The sequence below is a fragment of the Stenotrophomonas sp. 1337 genome (genome assembly GCF_031455455.1).
In the GTDB taxonomy this organism is placed as follows: Bacteria; Pseudomonadota; Gammaproteobacteria; order Xanthomonadales; family Xanthomonadaceae; genus Stenotrophomonas; species Stenotrophomonas indicatrix.
Genome location: NZ_JAVDSR010000008.1, coordinates 120,985 through 137,225, shown reverse-complemented (window position 1 = coordinate 137,225; position 16,241 = coordinate 120,985). Strand labels below are relative to the sequence as shown.

Genomic DNA, 16,241 nt, shown 5'->3' with positions numbered 1-16,241 from the left:
CGTTTCGCGGCACCCTTCGCGCCTCCGTACGCAAGCGTATCGACATGTCGCCAGCCAACGAAAGCGCCTACCCCCACCTGTTCGCCCCGCTGGACCTGGGCTTCACCCAGCTGCGCAACCGGGTGCTGATGGGCTCGATGCACACCGGCCTGGAGGACCGCGCGCGCGACTTCCCGCGCCTGGCCGCCTACTTCGCAGAGCGCGCCGAGGGTGGCGTCGGCCTGATCGTCACCGGTGGTTTCGCGCCGAACGTGGTCGGCTGGCTCAAGCCGTTCGGCGGCAAGCTGTCCTGGCCTTGGGAAGTGCGCCCGCATCGGCAGTTGACCGCCGCCGCGCACCAGCACGGCGCGAAGATCTGCCTGCAGCTGCTGCATGCCGGGCGCTACGCCTATCACCCGCTGTCGGTAGCGCCGTCGAAGCTGAAGGCGCCGATCAATCCGTTCACCCCGCGCGCCTTGTCGGCCAGCGGCGTCGAGCGGCACATCGCCGACTATGCACGCAGCGCGAAGCTGGCCCGCGAAGCCGGCTACGACGGCGTGGAAGTGATGGGCTCGGAGGGTTACCTCATCAACGAGTTCATCGCCCCGCGCACCAACAAGCGCGATGACCGCTGGGGCGGTGATGCCGCACAGCGCATGCGCTTTGCGGTGGAGATCGTGCGCCGCATCCGCGAGGCCTGCGGCCCGGATTTCATCATCATCTACCGCCTGTCGCTGGTCGACCTGGTCGAAGACGGCAGCAACTGGGAAGAGATCGTGCAGCAGGCCCAAGCCATCGAGGCCGCCGGTGCGACGATCCTCAATTCCGGCATCGGCTGGCATGAAGCGCGCATTCCGACCATTGCCACGTCGGTACCGCGTGGCGCATTCGCCGCGGTCACCGCCAAGCTCAAGCCGCATGTGTCATTGCCGCTGGTGGCGACCAACCGCATCAACATGCCCGAGGTCGCCGAACGCATCCTCGCCGATGGCGGTGCCGACATGGTGTCCTTGGCACGCCCGCTGCTGGCCGACCCGCAGTGGCCGAACAAGGCCCGCGCCGGCCGCGCCGAAGCCATCAACACCTGCATCGCCTGCAACCAGGCCTGCCTGGACCACGTGTTCGAAAACAAGCTGGCCAGTTGCCTGGTCAACCCGCGTGCCGCCCACGAGACCGAGCTGGTCTACACCCCGACCACCGCACCGAAGCGGGTGGCCGTGGTCGGCGCCGGCCCGGCCGGCCTGGCCTGCGCTACGGTCGCTGCCGAACGCGGCCACCAGGTCACCCTGTTCGACGCCAGCGAGGAGATCGGTGGCCAGTTCAACGTGGCCAAGCGCATTCCCGGCAAGGAAGAGTTCCACGAGACCCTGCGCTACTTCCGCCACAAGCTGGGCGAGACAGGCGTGCAGCTGCGCCTGGGCACCCGTGCCGACGCGGCCAGCCTGGCCGGCTTCGACGAGGTCGTACTGGCCACCGGCATCCTGCCGCGCAAGGTCGACTTCCCCGGTGCCGACCACGCCAAGGTGGTCAACTACCTGGATGTGCTGCTGGGCCGGGTCGAGGTCGGTGGCAGCGCCGCCATCATCGGCGCCGGTGGCATCGGCTTCGATGTCGGCGAGTTCCTTGCCCATGACGGCCCCTCGCCATCGCTGGACCCGCAACGCTGGATGGCCGAATGGGGCGTGGATGCCACCTTCGAGGCCCGCGGTGCACTGGCCCGCCCGGCCGTGGAGGCGTCGCCGCGCAGGCTGTGGCTGCTGCAGCGCAGTGCCGGAAAGCCCGGTGCACGCCTGGGCAAGACCACCGGCTGGATCCACCGCGCCACGCTGAAGGCCAAGGGCGTGCGCATGCTGGGTGGTGTCGAGTACCTCGGCGTGGACGATGCGGGCCTGCGCATCCGCGTGGACGGCAGCGAACAGCTGCTGCCGGTCGACCACGTGGTGATCTGTGCCGGCCAGGAACCGCAGCGCGCGCTGCAGGCCGAACTGCAGGCAGCAGGCATCGCCTCTCACCTGATCGGTGGTGCAGACGTGGCCGCCGAACTCGATGCAAAACGTGCGATCGATCAGGGCAGCCGGCTCGCCGCCGCGCTCTGATGAGCACCTGAATGGGGGCCGGAATGTGATTTCCGTCACCGGCCCCCAAGCTGAATGTCAAGCCGGACGATTCAGGATGCGTTCGGCAATGCCCCCCTACCTTGCGCCGACTTTCTGCTCACCAGCCAGTTTCCGGTGAGCCGGTGCGGACCCCGCCGATCGATCCACGATCGTGTTCTTGGGGCCGCCCACGGGGCAGCCCCGATGGCCGCCTCCCCATGACGCCAAGTCGTACCCCGCCTCCAGCAGCCTGCGCTGCCGGAACCGCCAGGTGCGTCCCACACGGAGCAAGGAGTTATATGAAACTGGCCTGGATTCTCTGGCTGTCGCAGTTGCTGCCGCAGCCGGCCGCTGATTCATTGTGTTTGAGCACCACCGTTTACCTGGAAGCCCGCGACCAGACCCTGCGTGGCCAGCAGGCCGTGGCCGAGGTCGCCCTGCGTCGCCTCGACAGTGGCCTGTGGGGCGACTCGATGTGCCAGGTGGTGACCGCGCGCAAGCAGTTCGCCCCCACCATCGTCTCCCCCGGCACCCAGCTGGGCAACGATGCGGCGTGGAGTGAAGCGATGGACGTGGCCTTCGACGCCGAGCGCAACTGGGCGCTGCCAGCCGGCGAGCGCCGCGAGATCGTGCCTGGCGCCAGCCACTTCGCTGCGCTGGCCATCGCCAGCCCGAACTGGCGCAACGCCTACCAGGTGGCCACCATCGGCGATCACACCTTCTACAAAGTGCAGAACCTCAAGCCCCGGCAGTCGTAACGATCCGTTGCCGGTGGCAGCGTTGCCGCGTGCGGCTGGGCTCTGGGATAGTGGTGGTTTCCCGCCACACCCCGCCTGGAGTTCCCATGAAGCTGTACAGCAAGCCCGGTGCCTGTTCCACCGCCGACCACATCGCCCTGCAGTGGACCGGCCAGCCGTTCGAGGTCGAACTGCTGAACAAGGACACCCTGAAGGGTCCGGAATTCCTCAAGATCAATCCGGCCGGCGCGGTACCGGCGATCGTCGATGGCGACTTCGTGCTGGTGCAGAACGCGGCGATCATGGGCTACATCGCCGACAGCTACCCGCAGGCCGGTCTCGGCGGCGATGGCACCCCGCGCCAGCGCGCTGAAGCCACCCGCTGGCTGGCCTTCGTCAACTCCGACGTGCACCCGGCGTTCTCGCCGCTGTTCGCGCCGGGCAAGTTCATCGCCGATGAAGGCCAGTACGACGCGATCCGCGCCGCCGCGCACAAGCGCCTGCGCGCCCTGTTCGAGACCGCCGACAGGCAGCTGGCCGACAAGCCGTGGCTGGCCGGCTTCCGCAGCTTCGCCGATCCCTACTTCTACATCACCCTGCGCTGGGCGGCCGGCACCAAGGTCGACTTGTCGGGCCTGGACAACCTGGCCGCCTACAAGGCGCGCATGGATGCCGATCCGGGCGTGCAGGCGGTGCTGAAGGCCGAAGGCCTGGCCTGACGGAACCGGGGTCGGATCCGTCTGCGCAGCAGGCGGCTCCGACCCCATTGGTGCCATCGGCGCGGTCAGCCGATTTCGCGGATCACTTCGCCCTTCGCATCGCGCAGGAACGTCGGCACCACTTCAACCTGCAACGTACTCGACACCGGGTAGGTCCCGCGTTGCGGCCGCACGCCATGCCAAGCCTGCAACGCCGCCTCATCCAGTATCCAGCGCACGCTGTCGTCCTCGACCGCGACCGCGCCATCGGTGGCCGGCATGAACTCCCATTGCCGTTCGCGGCTGACCAGCGTCAGTGCCTTGCCGTGGCGCAGGCGCAGTGGCAGCAGCTCACCCACACTGCCGACCTGCCCGGCCCCCAGCACCAGCGTGGTGATACCCGCCGTCTGCCGCCAGTCCAGCGTCTCGATGAACAACATGCCGGTACTGGATCCCTCACGCTCGCTGCCGGCCTCCACCCGCGCGGCCAGCGCCGGATCGTCCAGCAGATTGCCGCGATGCAGATCGGTGATCCACAGCGGCATCGCGTCCTCAAGCACCTGCAGGACACCGCGCGTGGACCAGCGCTTGATCGCGTCCATTTCCTCGTCGGTCAACCCCACCACCTGCAGGAACTGCAAATGTCCATTGGCGGTGTCGCGCGGTGGCAACTGCGGATCGGCAACGAATGCCAGATGGCAGAGACGGGTGTCGGTCTCCAACGCGATCGGGCCATTGGCGTTGAGGTGGTGGCCATCCTCGAACACATTGCCGCTGCTGAACACATAGCGCGCCAGATTCTGCAGCAGGTTCATCGGCCACGCAGGCGGCGTGCTGCCTGCATCCTCCCCCTTGTCCGCAGCCAGGCGGAACGTCAGCTCGAAACCATAGCCACTGGTGGCCGCATCACTGCTCTCTTTTGCATACAGTTCTGACAGACCGTAGGTGACGTAGTGCCAATGCGGAACCGGTGATTCGGCCCAGTAGACGCTGATGCCGTCGAGCGGATCCTGGCCACCCAGCGTGTACGGCAGCGCGGTACCGAAGTGACGCGGCTCCTGGCCGGCGTACAGCGGTGCCAGCGCGGCATTGATCGCATCCCAACCGGGGGTATCGGTGTCGTCCTGCATGCGGGGCTCCTGGGCGGAAAAAGAGCGGACCACTTTACCCCGCGCGTCAGCCGGGCACGACCTCGGCAGTGACCGGTGCCATCGAGATCTGGATCTCCTGCCACCAGCGCTGGGCCAGCGCCGGGCTGCGTGCCTTGCCGATCGCGGCGATCATTTCCGGGCACAGTTTTTCCAGGGCGACCGCGTCGGTACAGCGCTCGATCTTCAACTGCATGAAGTAGCCTTTCAGGCCCAGATGGCGGCGCACGGCATCGCTCATCGCGTCGTACAACTGCTGGTACAGCGCCGGATCCTGCTCACGGCCGCTGCACAGCCCGCGCTGCGGCACAGGTTCGGCCCTGCCGCCGACCACTTCGATCAGGCCCAGTGCAGCCAGCTGCTGCAGCGCATCCGGCGGCGCGCGCAGTCCTTCGAACAAGCCGCGCAGTTCGCTTTCATCACGCTGGCCGTCAACCATCAACAGGATCGAACGCAGCGACGCCGGCAGGCGCCGGGCACGATCTTCGATTTCCTGGCGGCCAGCGGCCGTCTTGGCATGCAGCAGTGCCATAGCTCCCCCTTCGCACGATGCGATACGCATGCACGCCCTTGCGGGCACGCCCCCCTGTTCGCCATCCCCGGGTGGCACGCGCGTTCCCGGGCGCGTGCCGCGTGTTGCAGGTCGATGACAGGCGGAGCTTAGCGCATGTCCTGGCAGGCCTGGGTAGCGCCAGGCCATCCCTGGCGGCTTTTCCGCGCTTTGCGCTCGCCGGGCATGGCCCGGCGCTACCACCCCGATCAGCGTCCCAGCGCGCGGCGGATCTCTTCCAGCGCGCCCGGGTCGTCCAGCGTCGACAGGTCGCCGGGGTCGCGCTGCTCGGCCAATGCCTGCAGCGAGCGACGCAGCAGCTTGCCCGAACGGGTCTTGGGCAGCGCGTTGACCACATGGATGTGCGCCGGTCGCGCCACCGCACCCAGCGAGGTGGTCACCGTGGCCATCATCTCGGCCACCACTGCGGCCGGGTCTTCGCCATCGAGCCCCTGCTTGAGGGTGACGAACACCAGCGGCACCTGCCCCTTCAATTCGTCCTTCACCCCGATCACCGCTGCCTCGGCCACGCGCGGGTGACTGGAGATGGCCTCTTCGATCTCACGCGTGCCCAGACGGTGCCCGGCCACGTTGATCACATCGTCGGTGCGGCCGAGGATGAAGGTATAGCCATCGTCATCGCGGATGGCCCAGTCCAGCGAGCTGTACAGCAGTTCCTTGAAGTGGCTGAAGTAGCTCTGCAGGAAGCGGCTGTCGTCATTCCAGACCGTGCTCATGCAGCCCGGCGGCAACGGCGGCGTCATCACCAGCACACCCTTCTGCCCGGCAGCCACCTCTTCACCGGTGTTCTCGTCGATCACCTTCATCCGGTAGCCGAGATTGGGGAACCCGGGCGAGCCGAACCGCACTGGCTTCATGTCCAGCCCAGGCAGCAGGGTCAATGCCGGCCAACCGGTTTCGGTCTGCCAGTAGTTGTCGATGATCGGCTTGCCCAGCGCGTCGCTGATCCAGTGCGCGGTCGGCTCGTCCAGCGGCTCGCCGGCCAGGAACAGATACTTCAGCGCATCCAGGTCGTGGCGGTGGATGAAATCGGCATCGTGCTTCTTCAGCACGCGGATCGCCGTCGGCGAAGAGAACATCGTGCGCACGTTGTACTGCTCGCACAGCGCCCACCAGATGCCCGGATCGGGGTTGGTCGGCAGCCCTTCGTACAGCAGCGAGGTGCAGCCGCCGATCAGCGGGCCATACACGTTGTAGGAATGGCCCACGGCCCAGCCGACATCGGAGGTGGAAAACATCACCTGTCCCGGCTTGCAGTCGAACACGGTCTGCATCGACTGTGCCATCGCCACCGCATAGCCACCGACATCGCGCTGCACGCCCTTCGGCTTGCCGGTGGTGCCGGAGGTATACAGCAGGTAGCTGGGCTCGCTCGATTCCAGCCATTGCACCGGCACATCGGTCTGCCCGATCTGCGCACGCAGGGTGGCGTACTCGACGTCGCGCCCTTCGATGCGTGGCTCGGCCGGGTCCAGCCCGCGCGAAACGATCAGCACGTGCGGCGGCGGACTGCTGGCTTCGGCGCAGGCGGCATCGACCATCGCCTTGTACGGAATGAGCTTGCCGCCACGCATGCCGGCATCGGCAGCGATCAGCAGCTTCGGCTTGGCATCGTCGATGCGCAGCGCGAGGTTGTGCGCAGCGAAGCCACCGAACACCACCGAGTGCACCGCACCGATACGTGCACAGGCAAGCATGGCGAACACGGCCTCGGCCATGTTCGGCATGTAGATCACCACGCGGTCGCCGTGGCCGACGCCAAGATGCTTCAGCACGGCGGCGAAGTCGTTCACTTCGCGATACAGCTGGCGATAGGTGATTTCGCGGGTGCTGTTGGTTTCGGTGGAGATGGCGACCAGTGCGAGCTGGTCCGCGCGGTCGGCCAGATGCCGGTCGACGGCGTTGTAGCAGAGGTTGGTTTCACCACCCACGAACCAGCGCCGGAACGGCGGGTTGCTGTAGTCGAGCACCTGTTGCGGCGGCGTGTGCCAATGGATGCGCTTGGCTTCCTCGCCCCAGAATGCCTCCGGCTCGTCGATCGAACGGCGGTAGGTTTCCTCGTAGTTCATGACGCAGCCCTCCCAGACAAAGTCATGGCTTCGAGCATAGTCCGGCGCTGGCGCGTGGGCCGCCCTACCTTGGTAGGGGGTGTGTTGCCGGCAGGGCTGCGCCCTGCACCCGCAGAAGCAACGGCAACCGCAACCGCAACCGCAACAGCAAGCATTCCTTGGGATGGCGGGGTGGGTCCGATTGCGGGGGACGCCGTGAATACGTCCATGTAGGCTCGGTCGCGCCATCCATGGCGCTCACGCCCCCGCAACCGGACCCACCCCGCCTTCGACAATTTCCCGCTGCTGTTGGGCTGCTGTTGGTAGCTGTCGACCTTGGTCGACACGTAGATCCACGCCATGCGTGGATGCTTTTCGATGAATTGTCGAAATATTCGATTCCGATGGATTTGATCCATCGCAAAGCGTGGATAGACCATCCGTCACCGAAGATTTGTCGAAGGCGGGGTGGGTCCGGTTGCGGGGGTGTCCGCGGCATGGATGCCGCGGCCAAGCCCCCAGGGATGGGTTTACGGCGTCCCCCGCAACGGGACCCGCCCCGCCATCCCACGGAACCCCGCTGTTGCTGTTGCTGTTGCTGTTGCCGTTGCTGTTGCTGTTGCCGTTGCTGTTGCCGTTGCTGTTGCCGTTGCTGTTGCTGCTGAGGTTGCCGGCCAGCGGCCGGCGCTACCGCGGGTACAGGGTGAAGGGCGCAGCCCTGCCGAACACCCTACCCTTCTAGAACGGAGTCGCAGACTCGAACGCGAGCGCCTCGCCCGTCACCGGGTGAGTGAACTGCAGCTTCCGCGCATGCAGGCACACGCGCTGCGCGGCCTCTGCGCCATACAGCACGTCGCCGACGATCGGATGACCCAGGCTGGCCATGTGCAGGCGCAGCTGATGGCTGCGGCCGGTGACCGGTTCCAGTTCAACGCGCGTGCGTTGCGCCTCGGTGTCACGCGACAGTACCCGCCATCGGGTCAGTGCCGGCTTGCCGCGTTCGTGGTCGACCATCTGCTTGGGCCGGTTCGGCCAGTCGACGATCAGCGGCAGGTCCACTTCACCGGCATCACCTTCCAGCAGTCCCTGCACGATGGCTTCATAACGCTTGCCCACCTGGCGCTTCTCGAACTGCATCGACAGCGCTACCTGCATGTCCTTGCCGCGCGCGTGCAGCAGCAGGCCAGAGGTGACCTGGTCCAGGCGATGCACGGTCAGCGCATCGGCATACACCGCCTGCAGCCGTGCGACCACGCAGTCCTGGTTCTCCGCCGAGCGGCCGGGCACGGACAGCAGGCCGGCCGGCTTCTCGGCCACCAGCAGCGCGTCGTCGATGTAATGCAGAAGGATCATGTCGTTGCCAGGTACTCCATACGAAAACGGGGAAGCCGAAGCCTCCCCGTTTCCTGCGTACCGGCCAACAGCCGGTACCTACCCTGATGGAAAGGTGCCGGCAGGGTGCCGGCACCGACCGCATCAACCCAGCAGGTGGGCGACGCCGGCGCGCTCTTCTTCCAGCTCGGCCAGGGTCTTGTCGATGTACTTCTGGCTGAAGTCGTCGACCGGCAGATCCTTGACCAGGGTGTACTCGCCGTTCTCGGTGGTGACCGCGAAGCCGAAGATCACGCCTTCCGGAATGCCGTAGGAACCGTCGGACGGCACGCCCATGGTGACCCACTTGCCGTTGCTGCCCAGCACCCAGTCACGCACGTGGTCGATCGCTGCGTTGGCCGCCGAAGCTGCCGAGGACGAGCCGCGGGCTTCGATGATCGCCGCGCCGCGCTTGCCGACGGTCGGGATGAAGGTGTTGGCATTCCACTCCTGGTCGTTGATCGCATCGGCGATCGACGCACCATCGGCGGTGGCGAAACGGTAGTCCGGGTACATGGTCGGGCTGTGGTTGCCCCACACCACCAACTTCTCCATGCCGGCGACCGGCTTGCCGAGCTTGGTCGACAGCTGGCTCAGCGCACGGTTGTGGTCCAGGCGCAGCATGGCGGTGAAGTTGCGCGGGTTCAGGTCCGGCGCCGACTTCATGGCGATGTAGGCGTTGGTGTTGGCCGGGTTGCCGACCACCAGCACCTTCACGTCACGCTTGGCGACCTTGTTCAGTGCGGCGCCCTGGGCGGTGAAGATCTTCGCGTTTTCCAGCAGCAGATCCTTGCGCTCCATGCCCGGGCCGCGCGGACGTGCGCCGACCAGCAGGGCGATGTCGGCGTCCTTGAAGGCGACTTCAGCGTCGTCGGTACCGACCATGCCGGCCAGCAGCGGGAACGCGCAGTCTTCCAGCTCCATCATCACGCCCTTCAGGGCGGCCTGGGCCTTGTCGACCGGCAGCTCCAGCAGCTGCAGGATGACCGGCTGGTCCTTGCCCAGCATTTCACCGGAGGCGATACGGAACAGCAGGGCGTAGCCGATCTGGCCGGCGGCGCCGGTCACGGCAACACGAACAGGTGCTTTCATGGGGATTTCCTCTGCTAAGAAGCTAAGTAGCGTTGTGGGAGATGGCCGCGCGGGCGGGGACAGGCCTGGCGGGGCGGCCGCAACATGGAAACGGCCCCCTCTGCAGGGGGCCGTCCGGGTATTGGATCAGGCGGCGAGGATCTTGTTCCACTCACCCACGCGCTCTGCCTGGGCGGCGAGCACGGCGTCGGTGTCGCCTTCCAGGGTGATCGAATGGATCACGTCGCCCTGCTTGACCGAATCAACGATCGCCTGGCCTTCCAGGACCTGGCCGAACACGGTGTGCTTGCCGTCCAGCCAATCGGTCTTGATGTGGGTGATGAAGAACTGGCTGCCATTGGTGTTCGGGCCGGCGTTGGCCATCGACAGCGAGCCGATCTGGTGCTTCACACCATTCTTCTCGTCTTCGAACTTGTAGCCCGGGCCGCCGGTGCCACGACCCTGCGGGCAGCCGCCCTGGATCATGAAATCGGGGATCACGCGGTGGAAGATCAGGCCGTCATAGAAGCCGCGCTTGACCAGGTTCACGAAGTTGGCGACCGTCAGCGGCGCCTTGTCGGCGAACAGCTCGACCTTGATCGGGCCCTGGGTGGTGTCGAAAGTGGCGATGAGGGACATGCAGATCCTTGGGATGCGGGGTGTGTAATCAGCCCCATAAGGATACACCTCCCCCGTGGCATGGGCGGCTTCGACCATGTGCGCAGGCAGGGTCTTCAGCCTGCGGACGGGCAGCGCCAGGGGCAGGCTGAATGGGGGCCTCACCAATCCTGAAATCCAGGTTTTCGCCAATCGTCAAGTTCGACGTATAATGTTGGACTTCTTTTTCCAAATCCGGCGCCGACTGGCCCCCTTTCGTATGTCCATCGAAAACCTTCGCAACATCGCCATCGTCGCTCACGTCGACCATGGCAAGACCACCCTGGTCGACCAGCTGCTGAAGCAGTCCGGCACCCTGTCCGAGCGTACCGTCCTCGCCGAGCGCGTGATGGACAGCAACGACCAGGAAAAGGAACGCGGCATCACCATCCTGGCCAAGAACACCGCCATCACCTGGGAAGACAAGAAGACCGGTATCAAGAACCGGATCAACATCGTCGACACCCCCGGACACGCCGACTTCGGCGGCGAGGTCGAGCGCGTGCTGTCGATGGTCGACACCGTGCTGATCCTGGTCGACGCGATGGACGGCCCGATGCCGCAGACCCGCTTCGTCACCCAGAAGGCCTTCGCGATGGGCTTCAAGCCGATCGTCGTGGTCAACAAGGTCGACCGTCCGGGCTCGCGTCCGGAGTGGGTGATCGACCAGGTCTTCGACCTGTTCGACAAGCTCGGCGCCACCAATGAGCAGCTGGACTTCCCGATCGTCTACGCCTCGGCCCTGAACGGCTACGCCGGCCTGGAAGACACCGTGCGCGACGGCGACATGACCCCGCTGTACGAAGCGATCATGCAGCACGCGCCGAAGCCGGAAGTGGACCCGGAAGGTCCGTTCCAGATGCGCATCAGCCAGCTGGACTACAACAACTTCGTGGGCGTGATCGGCATCGGCCGCATCCAGCGCGGCACCCTGAAGAAGAACATGCAGGTCGCGGTGATCGACCGTGAAGGCAAGAAGCGCAACGGCAAGGTCGCCCAGGTGCTGGGCTTCCTGGGCCTGGAGCGCATCGAGCAGGACACCGCCGAAGCCGGTGACATCGTCGCCATCTCCGGTATTCCGGAGCTGACCATCTCCGACACCCTGTGCCACCCGGAAACCCCGGAAGCCCTGCCGGCACTGACCGTCGACGAGCCGACCATCTCGATGACCTTCCAGGTCAACAACTCGCCGTTCGCCGGCAACAAGGACCTGTCCGGTGGCAAGTTCCTGACCAGCCGCCAGATCAAGGACCGCCTGGACCGCGAGCAGGTCCACAACGTGGCCCTGAAGGTCGAACAGCTGGAAGACGCCGACAAGTTCCTGGTCTCCGGCCGTGGCGAACTGCACCTGTCGGTGCTGATCGAGAACATGCGTCGTGAAGGCTACGAGCTGGCCGTGTCGCGCCCGGAAGTGATCATCAAGCAGATCGACGGCCAGGCCATGGAGCCGATCGAGCAGCTGGTGGTGGACATCGAAGAAGTCCACCAGGGCGGCGTGATGGAAAAGCTGGGCACCCGCAAGGGCCAGCTGAAGAACATGGAATCGGACGGCAAGGGCCGTGTCCGCCTGGAATACCAGATCCCGGCCCGTGGCCTGATCGGCTTCCAGAACGAGTTCAAGACCCTCACCCAGGGCTCGGGCCTGCTGTTCCACGTGTTCGACCATTACGGTCCGAAGGAACAGGGCGCCATCGCCAAGCGCATCAACGGTGTGATGATCGCCAATGCGCCGGGCACCACCCCCGCGTACTCGCTGGGCCCGCTGCAGGAACGCGGCAAGCTGTTCGCTGCTGAAGGCGACAACGTGTATGAAGGTCAGCTGGTCGGCATCCACTCCAAGGACAACGACCTGACCGTCAACGCGATCAAGACCAAGCCGCTGACCAACATGCGCGCTTCGGGCAAGGACGATGCGATCCAGCTGACCCCGGCGATCAAGTACTCGCTGGAACAGGCCCTGGACTTCATCGAAGACGACGAGCTGGTCGAGATCACCCCGAAGGAGATCCGTCTGCGCAAGAAGTTCCTGACCGAAAGCGACCGCAAGAAGAACTCGCGCGGCGGCTGATCCAGCGAACCGTGAGCCAGAACGGCTACAACCCGGATCCACACCGGCATCCGGGCCTCCATGTCATCGCCTTGCTCGAAGCGAGCAAGGCGATGCTGGCGTTGTTGGCGGCCACCGGGCTGGAAATCCTCGGCCCGCAGCCGCTTCGCGACGGCGTCAATGCCCTGATCCGGCGTTTCAGCCTGGACCCGGATCACGGCACCCTGCCCTCGCTGTTGAATGCAATCAGTCCCGACGCGGTGCACCTGGCTGCGGCGGCGATGATCGGCTACGGCCTGCTGCACCTGGTCGAGGCCTGGGGCCTCTGGAAAGCCAAGGCATGGGCTTCCTGGCTGGGCTGCCTGACCGCCTCCATCTATCTGCCCTTCGATATCTACGCGATCGTCCGCCATCCCGGCTGGGCCTCGTGGACGGTGCTGGCGATCAACCTGATCGTCGTCTACGTGCTGGCGCGCGACCTGCGCAAGCGCCGTCGCTGAGCAGCCGCTACACTGGGGATCGGAGCCGTCGAAGCTGCCCCATGCGCCTGTCCTTGCCGCCCCTCCTGTCCTTCCTGATCACCGCGTTGCCTGCGGGGCTCGCTGCTGGCTGCAGCCCGGCCGCGTCCACCGCGCATGCCGGTGAACCCGGCAACAGCTCTATGCCTTTCCCCTACGCCGAGACCGAAGTTTCCGACCTGCAGGCGCGGATGGTCGCCGGTGAGCTCGACAGCGTCACCCTGACCGGCGCCTACCTCAAGCGCATCGCTGCCCTGGACCGCACCGGGCCACGCCTGCGCGCGGTGATCGAACTCAACCCCGATGCCCTCAAGGAAGCCGCACAGCGCGACCAGGAGCGCCGTGCCGGCCGCCTGCGCGGCCCCCTGCATGGCATCCCGATCCTGCTGAAGGACAACATCAACGCCGCACCGATGGCCACCAGTGCCGGCTCGCTGGCCCTGCAGGGCTTCCGCCCCGGCGATGCCTACCTGGTCCGCCGCCTGCGCGAAGCGGGCGCAGTGGTGCTGGGCAAGACCAACCTCAGCGAGTGGGCCAACTTCCGCGGCAACGACTCCATCTCCGGCTGGAGCGCGCGCGGCGGACAGACCCGCAATCCCTACCGCCTCAGTCATTCCCCCTGCGGCTCCAGCAGCGGCAGCGCGGTGGCCGTGGCCGCCAACCTGGCCAGCGTGGCCATCGGCACTGAAACCGATGGCAGCATCGTCTGCCCCGCAGCGATCAACGGCGTGGTCGGCCTGAAACCAACCGTCGGCCTGGTCAGCCGCGAAGGCATCATCCCGATCTCCTTCAGCCAGGACACCGCAGGCCCGATGACCCGCAGCGTCGCCGACGCCGCCGCCGTGCTGACCGCCATCGCTGGCCGCGATGACGCCGATCCCGCCACTGCGACCATGCCCGGCCGCGCAGTCTACGACTACACCGCACGGCTGGATCCGCAGGGCCTGCGCGGCAAGCGCATCGGCCTGCTGCAGACACCATTGCTGAAATATCGCGGGATGCCACCGCTGGTTGAACAGGCTGTCGCTGAACTGCGCCGCGCCGGCGCCGTGGTGGTGCCGGTGGAACTACCCAACCAGGGCGCCTGGGCCGATGCCGAGCGCATCGTGCTGCTGTACGAATTCAAGGCGGGTCTGGAGCGCTACCTCAACACCTACCAGGCGCCACTGCGCAGCCTGGCCGGGCTGATCGCCTTCAACGAGGCGCACAAAGGCCAGGAACTGGGGCTGTTCGGCCAGGAGCTGCTGCTGGAAGCCCAGGCGACTCCAGGCCTGGGCGATCCCGTCTACATCCGCGCGCGCAGCGATGCGCGGCGACTGGCGGGCCCGGAAGGCATCGACGCCGTGCTGGCATCGCAGAAGCTGGATGCGCTGGTCGCACCGACGACCGGTGTGGCCTGGCCCCTGAGCAGCACCGGCGATGACTTCCCCGGCGAGAGCTACAGCGTCGCCGCCGTCGCCGGCTACCCCAGCCTGAGCGTGCCGATGGGCCAGATCGATGGCCTGCCGGCGGGGCTGTTGTTCATGGGCACGGCCTGGAGCGAGCCGAAGTTGATCGAGATGGCCTACGCGTATGAGCAGCGCACGCGCGCCCGGCGCCCACCGCACTTCGATACCGATACCTTGATCGAATCCGGCGACCCCTGATCCAATGGATGGTAGCGCCGGGCCGTGCCCGGCAAGCGCAGCGGCACTCTGCAATCCGCCGGGCATGGCCCGGCGCTACCATTCCGGGCGCGGCTCCGCCGGCGCGATGGCCGCCTCACCATCCTCCGCACCGGGTGAACGCACATCGGCGCTGCCTGCACGCCGCATCCGCGGCATATCCAGCTCATCGTCCCGCTGCAGGCGCGCGCGCACCTGCGGCAACGATTGCGGATGTTCGCGTGCGAGGAAATCCAGCATGCGTTCGCGAACCAGGCAGCGCAGGTCGAATGCATCACCGGAACTGCGCGCGCTGACCAGCAGCCGCACCTGGATCGCGCGCTCGCTGGTCTCGGTCACCTGCGTCACGCACACCCGTCCATCCCACAGCGGCTGGCCTTGGCAGATGCGTTCCAGCTCGGCACGTATCGCCGCGATCGGCGCACGGTAGTCCAGCCACAGGAACGCCGTACCGAGCAGGTCGGCACTGCGTCGTGTCCAGTTCTGGAACGGGTGCTCGATGAACCAGGTCAGCGGTACCACCATCCGCCGCTCATCCCAGATGCGCACTACCACGTAGCTGCTGCCGATCTCTTCGATGCGCCCCCATTCGCCCTCGACGATCACCACGTCATCGAGTCGGATCGGCTGGGTCACCGCGATCTGCAGGCCGGCGATCAGATTGCCGAACACCGGTTTGGCGGCGATACCCGCCACTAGGCCGATCAGGCCCGCCGACGCCAACAGTGCGGTGCCGATCTTCTGCACCATCGGGAAGGTCAGCAGTACCAGCGAAGCACCGAGCACGATGATGCCGCCCATCAGCACGCGGCTGAGCACTCGCGTCTGGGTCTGGATGCGGCGCGCTTCAAGGTTGTCCGACACATCGATCGGGTGGCTGCGCAGGATCGCCCGCTCACCCGCCGCAACGCCGCGCACCAGCAACCAGATGAAGCAGGCGGTCAGGGCGATGTGCAGCACGCGCAGCAGTTGATCGAGCGTGTGTTCCGGCAATGGCGTGGCCTGCAGCGCCGGCACCAGCAACAGCAGGGGCAGTGCAAGGGCCAGCGGCGGTCCGATCACCCGGCCGATGCGCGCACGGCGCCGGTCACGCCCGCGCAGGCGGCGGTACAGGGCCAGTACGGCCCAAGCCCCCAGGCCGCCAACCACCAGGGCGCTGCCGATCGGCCACAGGTACTGCTGCAGCTGTTGCCAGACCACCATGCATCCTCGCTGTAAACACCGAGCTACAGCGTGGCCCATGCACCATGAGCACAATGTCAGTCGTTCGTAAGCAGAATGTAGGCGGGGGTGTTCGGCAGGGCTGCGCCCTGCACCCACGGTAGTGCCGGCCGCTGGCCGGCAACCTCAACAGCAACAGCAAAAGCCTGCATTCCTTGGGATGGCGGGAGAGGACAGATGGCGGGGGACGCTGCAAGTACGTCCATGTAAGCTCGGTCGCGCCATCCATGGCGCTCACGCCCCCGCCATCTGCCCCCTCCCCGCCTTCGACAATTTCCCGCGATCTGTCGGAATGTCATGGCCTGCTCTTGGTGGGTGTCGACCTTGGTCGACACGTAGATCCACGCCATGCGTGGATGCTCTTCGATCAATTGTCGAAATATTCGATTTCGATTGGATTTGATCCAAGCGAAGC

Annotated in this window: 14 protein-coding genes; 7 read left to right on the top strand and 7 right to left on the bottom strand. The window is 66.2% G+C overall.

The features are described from left to right. Positions 1–44: 44 nt before the first annotated feature. The 3 genes from J2X70_RS12975 to J2X70_RS12965 all read left to right on the top strand — a co-directional run bounded on the left by J2X70_RS12975 (position 45) and on the right by J2X70_RS12965 (position 3,531). On the top strand, positions 45–2,075 hold the full coding sequence (locus J2X70_RS12975) for an NADPH-dependent 2,4-dienoyl-CoA reductase (protein WP_309910646.1): 2,031 nt from the start codon (positions 45–47) through the stop codon (positions 2,073–2,075). Between the two features lie 299 nt (positions 2,076–2,374). Continuing rightward, complete coding sequence (locus J2X70_RS12970) at positions 2,375–2,833, top strand: cell wall hydrolase (protein WP_025878087.1); 459 nt, start codon at positions 2,375–2,377, stop codon at positions 2,831–2,833. A gap of 86 nt (positions 2,834–2,919) precedes the next feature. Further along, complete coding sequence (locus J2X70_RS12965) at positions 2,920–3,531, top strand: glutathione S-transferase N-terminal domain-containing protein (protein ID WP_309910644.1); 612 nt, start codon at positions 2,920–2,922, stop codon at positions 3,529–3,531. Positions 3,532–3,596: 65 nt separating this feature from the next. Here J2X70_RS12965 and J2X70_RS12960 read toward each other — a convergent pair whose 3' ends face one another. From J2X70_RS12960 to prpE, 3 genes are all read right to left on the bottom strand, one after another. After that, entirely contained in the window at positions 3,597–4,640 is a 1,044-nt protein-coding gene (locus tag J2X70_RS12960) for a suppressor of fused domain protein (protein WP_309910642.1), read from the bottom strand. A 46-nt stretch (positions 4,641–4,686) separates the two neighbouring features. Further along, complete coding sequence (locus J2X70_RS12955; RefSeq protein WP_309910639.1) at positions 4,687–5,190, bottom strand: hypothetical protein; 504 nt, start codon at positions 5,188–5,190, stop codon at positions 4,687–4,689. A gap of 227 nt (positions 5,191–5,417) precedes the next feature. Further along, positions 5,418–7,298, bottom strand: a complete 1,881-nt coding sequence (gene prpE / locus J2X70_RS12950; protein ID WP_025878081.1) for a propionate--CoA ligase — start codon at positions 7,296–7,298, stop codon at positions 5,418–5,420. A gap of 562 nt (positions 7,299–7,860) precedes the next feature. Here prpE and J2X70_RS12945 point away from each other — a divergent pair. Next, complete coding sequence (locus J2X70_RS12945) at positions 7,861–8,019, top strand: hypothetical protein (RefSeq protein WP_309910637.1); 159 nt, start codon at positions 7,861–7,863, stop codon at positions 8,017–8,019. Here the strand turns inward: J2X70_RS12945 and J2X70_RS12940 are convergent. The 3 genes from J2X70_RS12940 to J2X70_RS12930 form a co-directional block, all read right to left on the bottom strand. Further along, the gene (locus J2X70_RS12940) at positions 8,016–8,630 is read right to left on the bottom strand and encodes an RluA family pseudouridine synthase (RefSeq protein ID WP_309910635.1); all 615 of its coding nucleotides are present in this window, start codon (positions 8,628–8,630) and stop codon (positions 8,016–8,018) included. The genes J2X70_RS12945 and J2X70_RS12940 overlap by 4 nt on opposite strands. Positions 8,631–8,753: 123 nt before the next feature. After that, positions 8,754–9,740: a malate dehydrogenase gene (locus J2X70_RS12935; protein ID WP_025879435.1), complete on the bottom strand. Its 987-nt coding sequence runs from the start codon at positions 9,738–9,740 to the stop codon at positions 8,754–8,756. Positions 9,741–9,866: 126 nt separating this feature from the next. Further along, positions 9,867–10,358 (bottom strand): peptidylprolyl isomerase, encoded by a 492-nt coding sequence (locus J2X70_RS12930; protein ID WP_025879436.1) that lies wholly within the window; start codon positions 10,356–10,358, stop codon positions 9,867–9,869. A gap of 238 nt (positions 10,359–10,596) precedes the next feature. Between J2X70_RS12930 and typA the strand changes: the two genes are divergently transcribed. The 3 genes from typA to J2X70_RS12915 are packed head-to-tail and all read left to right on the top strand — an operon-like array spanning position 10,597 to position 14,587. Then, positions 10,597–12,444, top strand: a complete 1,848-nt coding sequence (gene typA / locus J2X70_RS12925; RefSeq protein ID WP_025879437.1) for a translational GTPase TypA — start codon at positions 10,597–10,599, stop codon at positions 12,442–12,444. 11 nt (positions 12,445–12,455) lie between these two features. Further along, a complete protein-coding gene (locus J2X70_RS12920) occupies positions 12,456–12,923 on the top strand; it encodes a DUF2127 domain-containing protein (RefSeq protein ID WP_025879438.1) in 468 nt (155 codons plus the stop codon). 41 nt (positions 12,924–12,964) lie between these two features. Beyond that, complete coding sequence (locus J2X70_RS12915) at positions 12,965–14,587, top strand: amidase (protein WP_059066098.1); 1,623 nt, start codon at positions 12,965–12,967, stop codon at positions 14,585–14,587. A gap of 75 nt (positions 14,588–14,662) precedes the next feature. Here the strand turns inward: J2X70_RS12915 and J2X70_RS12910 are convergent, their stop codons facing one another. Next, positions 14,663–15,808, bottom strand: a complete 1,146-nt coding sequence (locus J2X70_RS12910; protein ID WP_309910631.1) for a mechanosensitive ion channel family protein — start codon at positions 15,806–15,808, stop codon at positions 14,663–14,665. Positions 15,809–16,241: the final 433 nt, after the last annotated feature.

Bases quoted from the DNA above. Each gene is read 5' to 3' on its own strand.
- J2X70_RS12975 (WP_309910646.1), top strand. From the start codon at position 45: ATGTCGCCAGCCAACGAAAGCGCCTACCCCCACCTGTTCGCCCCGCTG.
- J2X70_RS12970 (WP_025878087.1), top strand. From the start codon at position 2,375: ATGAAACTGGCCTGGATTCTCTGGCTGTCGCAGTTGCTGCCGCAGCCG.
- J2X70_RS12965 (WP_309910644.1), top strand. From the start codon at position 2,920: ATGAAGCTGTACAGCAAGCCCGGTGCCTGTTCCACCGCCGACCACATC.
- J2X70_RS12960 (WP_309910642.1), bottom strand. From the start codon at position 4,640: ATGCAGGACGACACCGATACCCCCGGTTGGGATGCGATCAATGCCGCG.
- J2X70_RS12955 (WP_309910639.1), bottom strand. From the start codon at position 5,190: ATGGCACTGCTGCATGCCAAGACGGCCGCTGGCCGCCAGGAAATCGAA.
- prpE (WP_025878081.1), bottom strand. From the start codon at position 7,298: ATGAACTACGAGGAAACCTACCGCCGTTCGATCGACGAGCCGGAGGCA.
- J2X70_RS12940 (WP_309910635.1), bottom strand. From the start codon at position 8,630: ATGATCCTTCTGCATTACATCGACGACGCGCTGCTGGTGGCCGAGAAG.
- J2X70_RS12935 (WP_025879435.1), bottom strand. From the start codon at position 9,740: ATGAAAGCACCTGTTCGTGTTGCCGTGACCGGCGCCGCCGGCCAGATC.
- J2X70_RS12930 (WP_025879436.1), bottom strand. From the start codon at position 10,358: ATGTCCCTCATCGCCACTTTCGACACCACCCAGGGCCCGATCAAGGTC.
- typA (WP_025879437.1), top strand. From the start codon at position 10,597: ATGTCCATCGAAAACCTTCGCAACATCGCCATCGTCGCTCACGTCGAC.
- J2X70_RS12915 (WP_059066098.1), top strand. From the start codon at position 12,965: ATGCGCCTGTCCTTGCCGCCCCTCCTGTCCTTCCTGATCACCGCGTTG.
- J2X70_RS12910 (WP_309910631.1), bottom strand. From the start codon at position 15,808: ATGGTGGTCTGGCAACAGCTGCAGCAGTACCTGTGGCCGATCGGCAGC.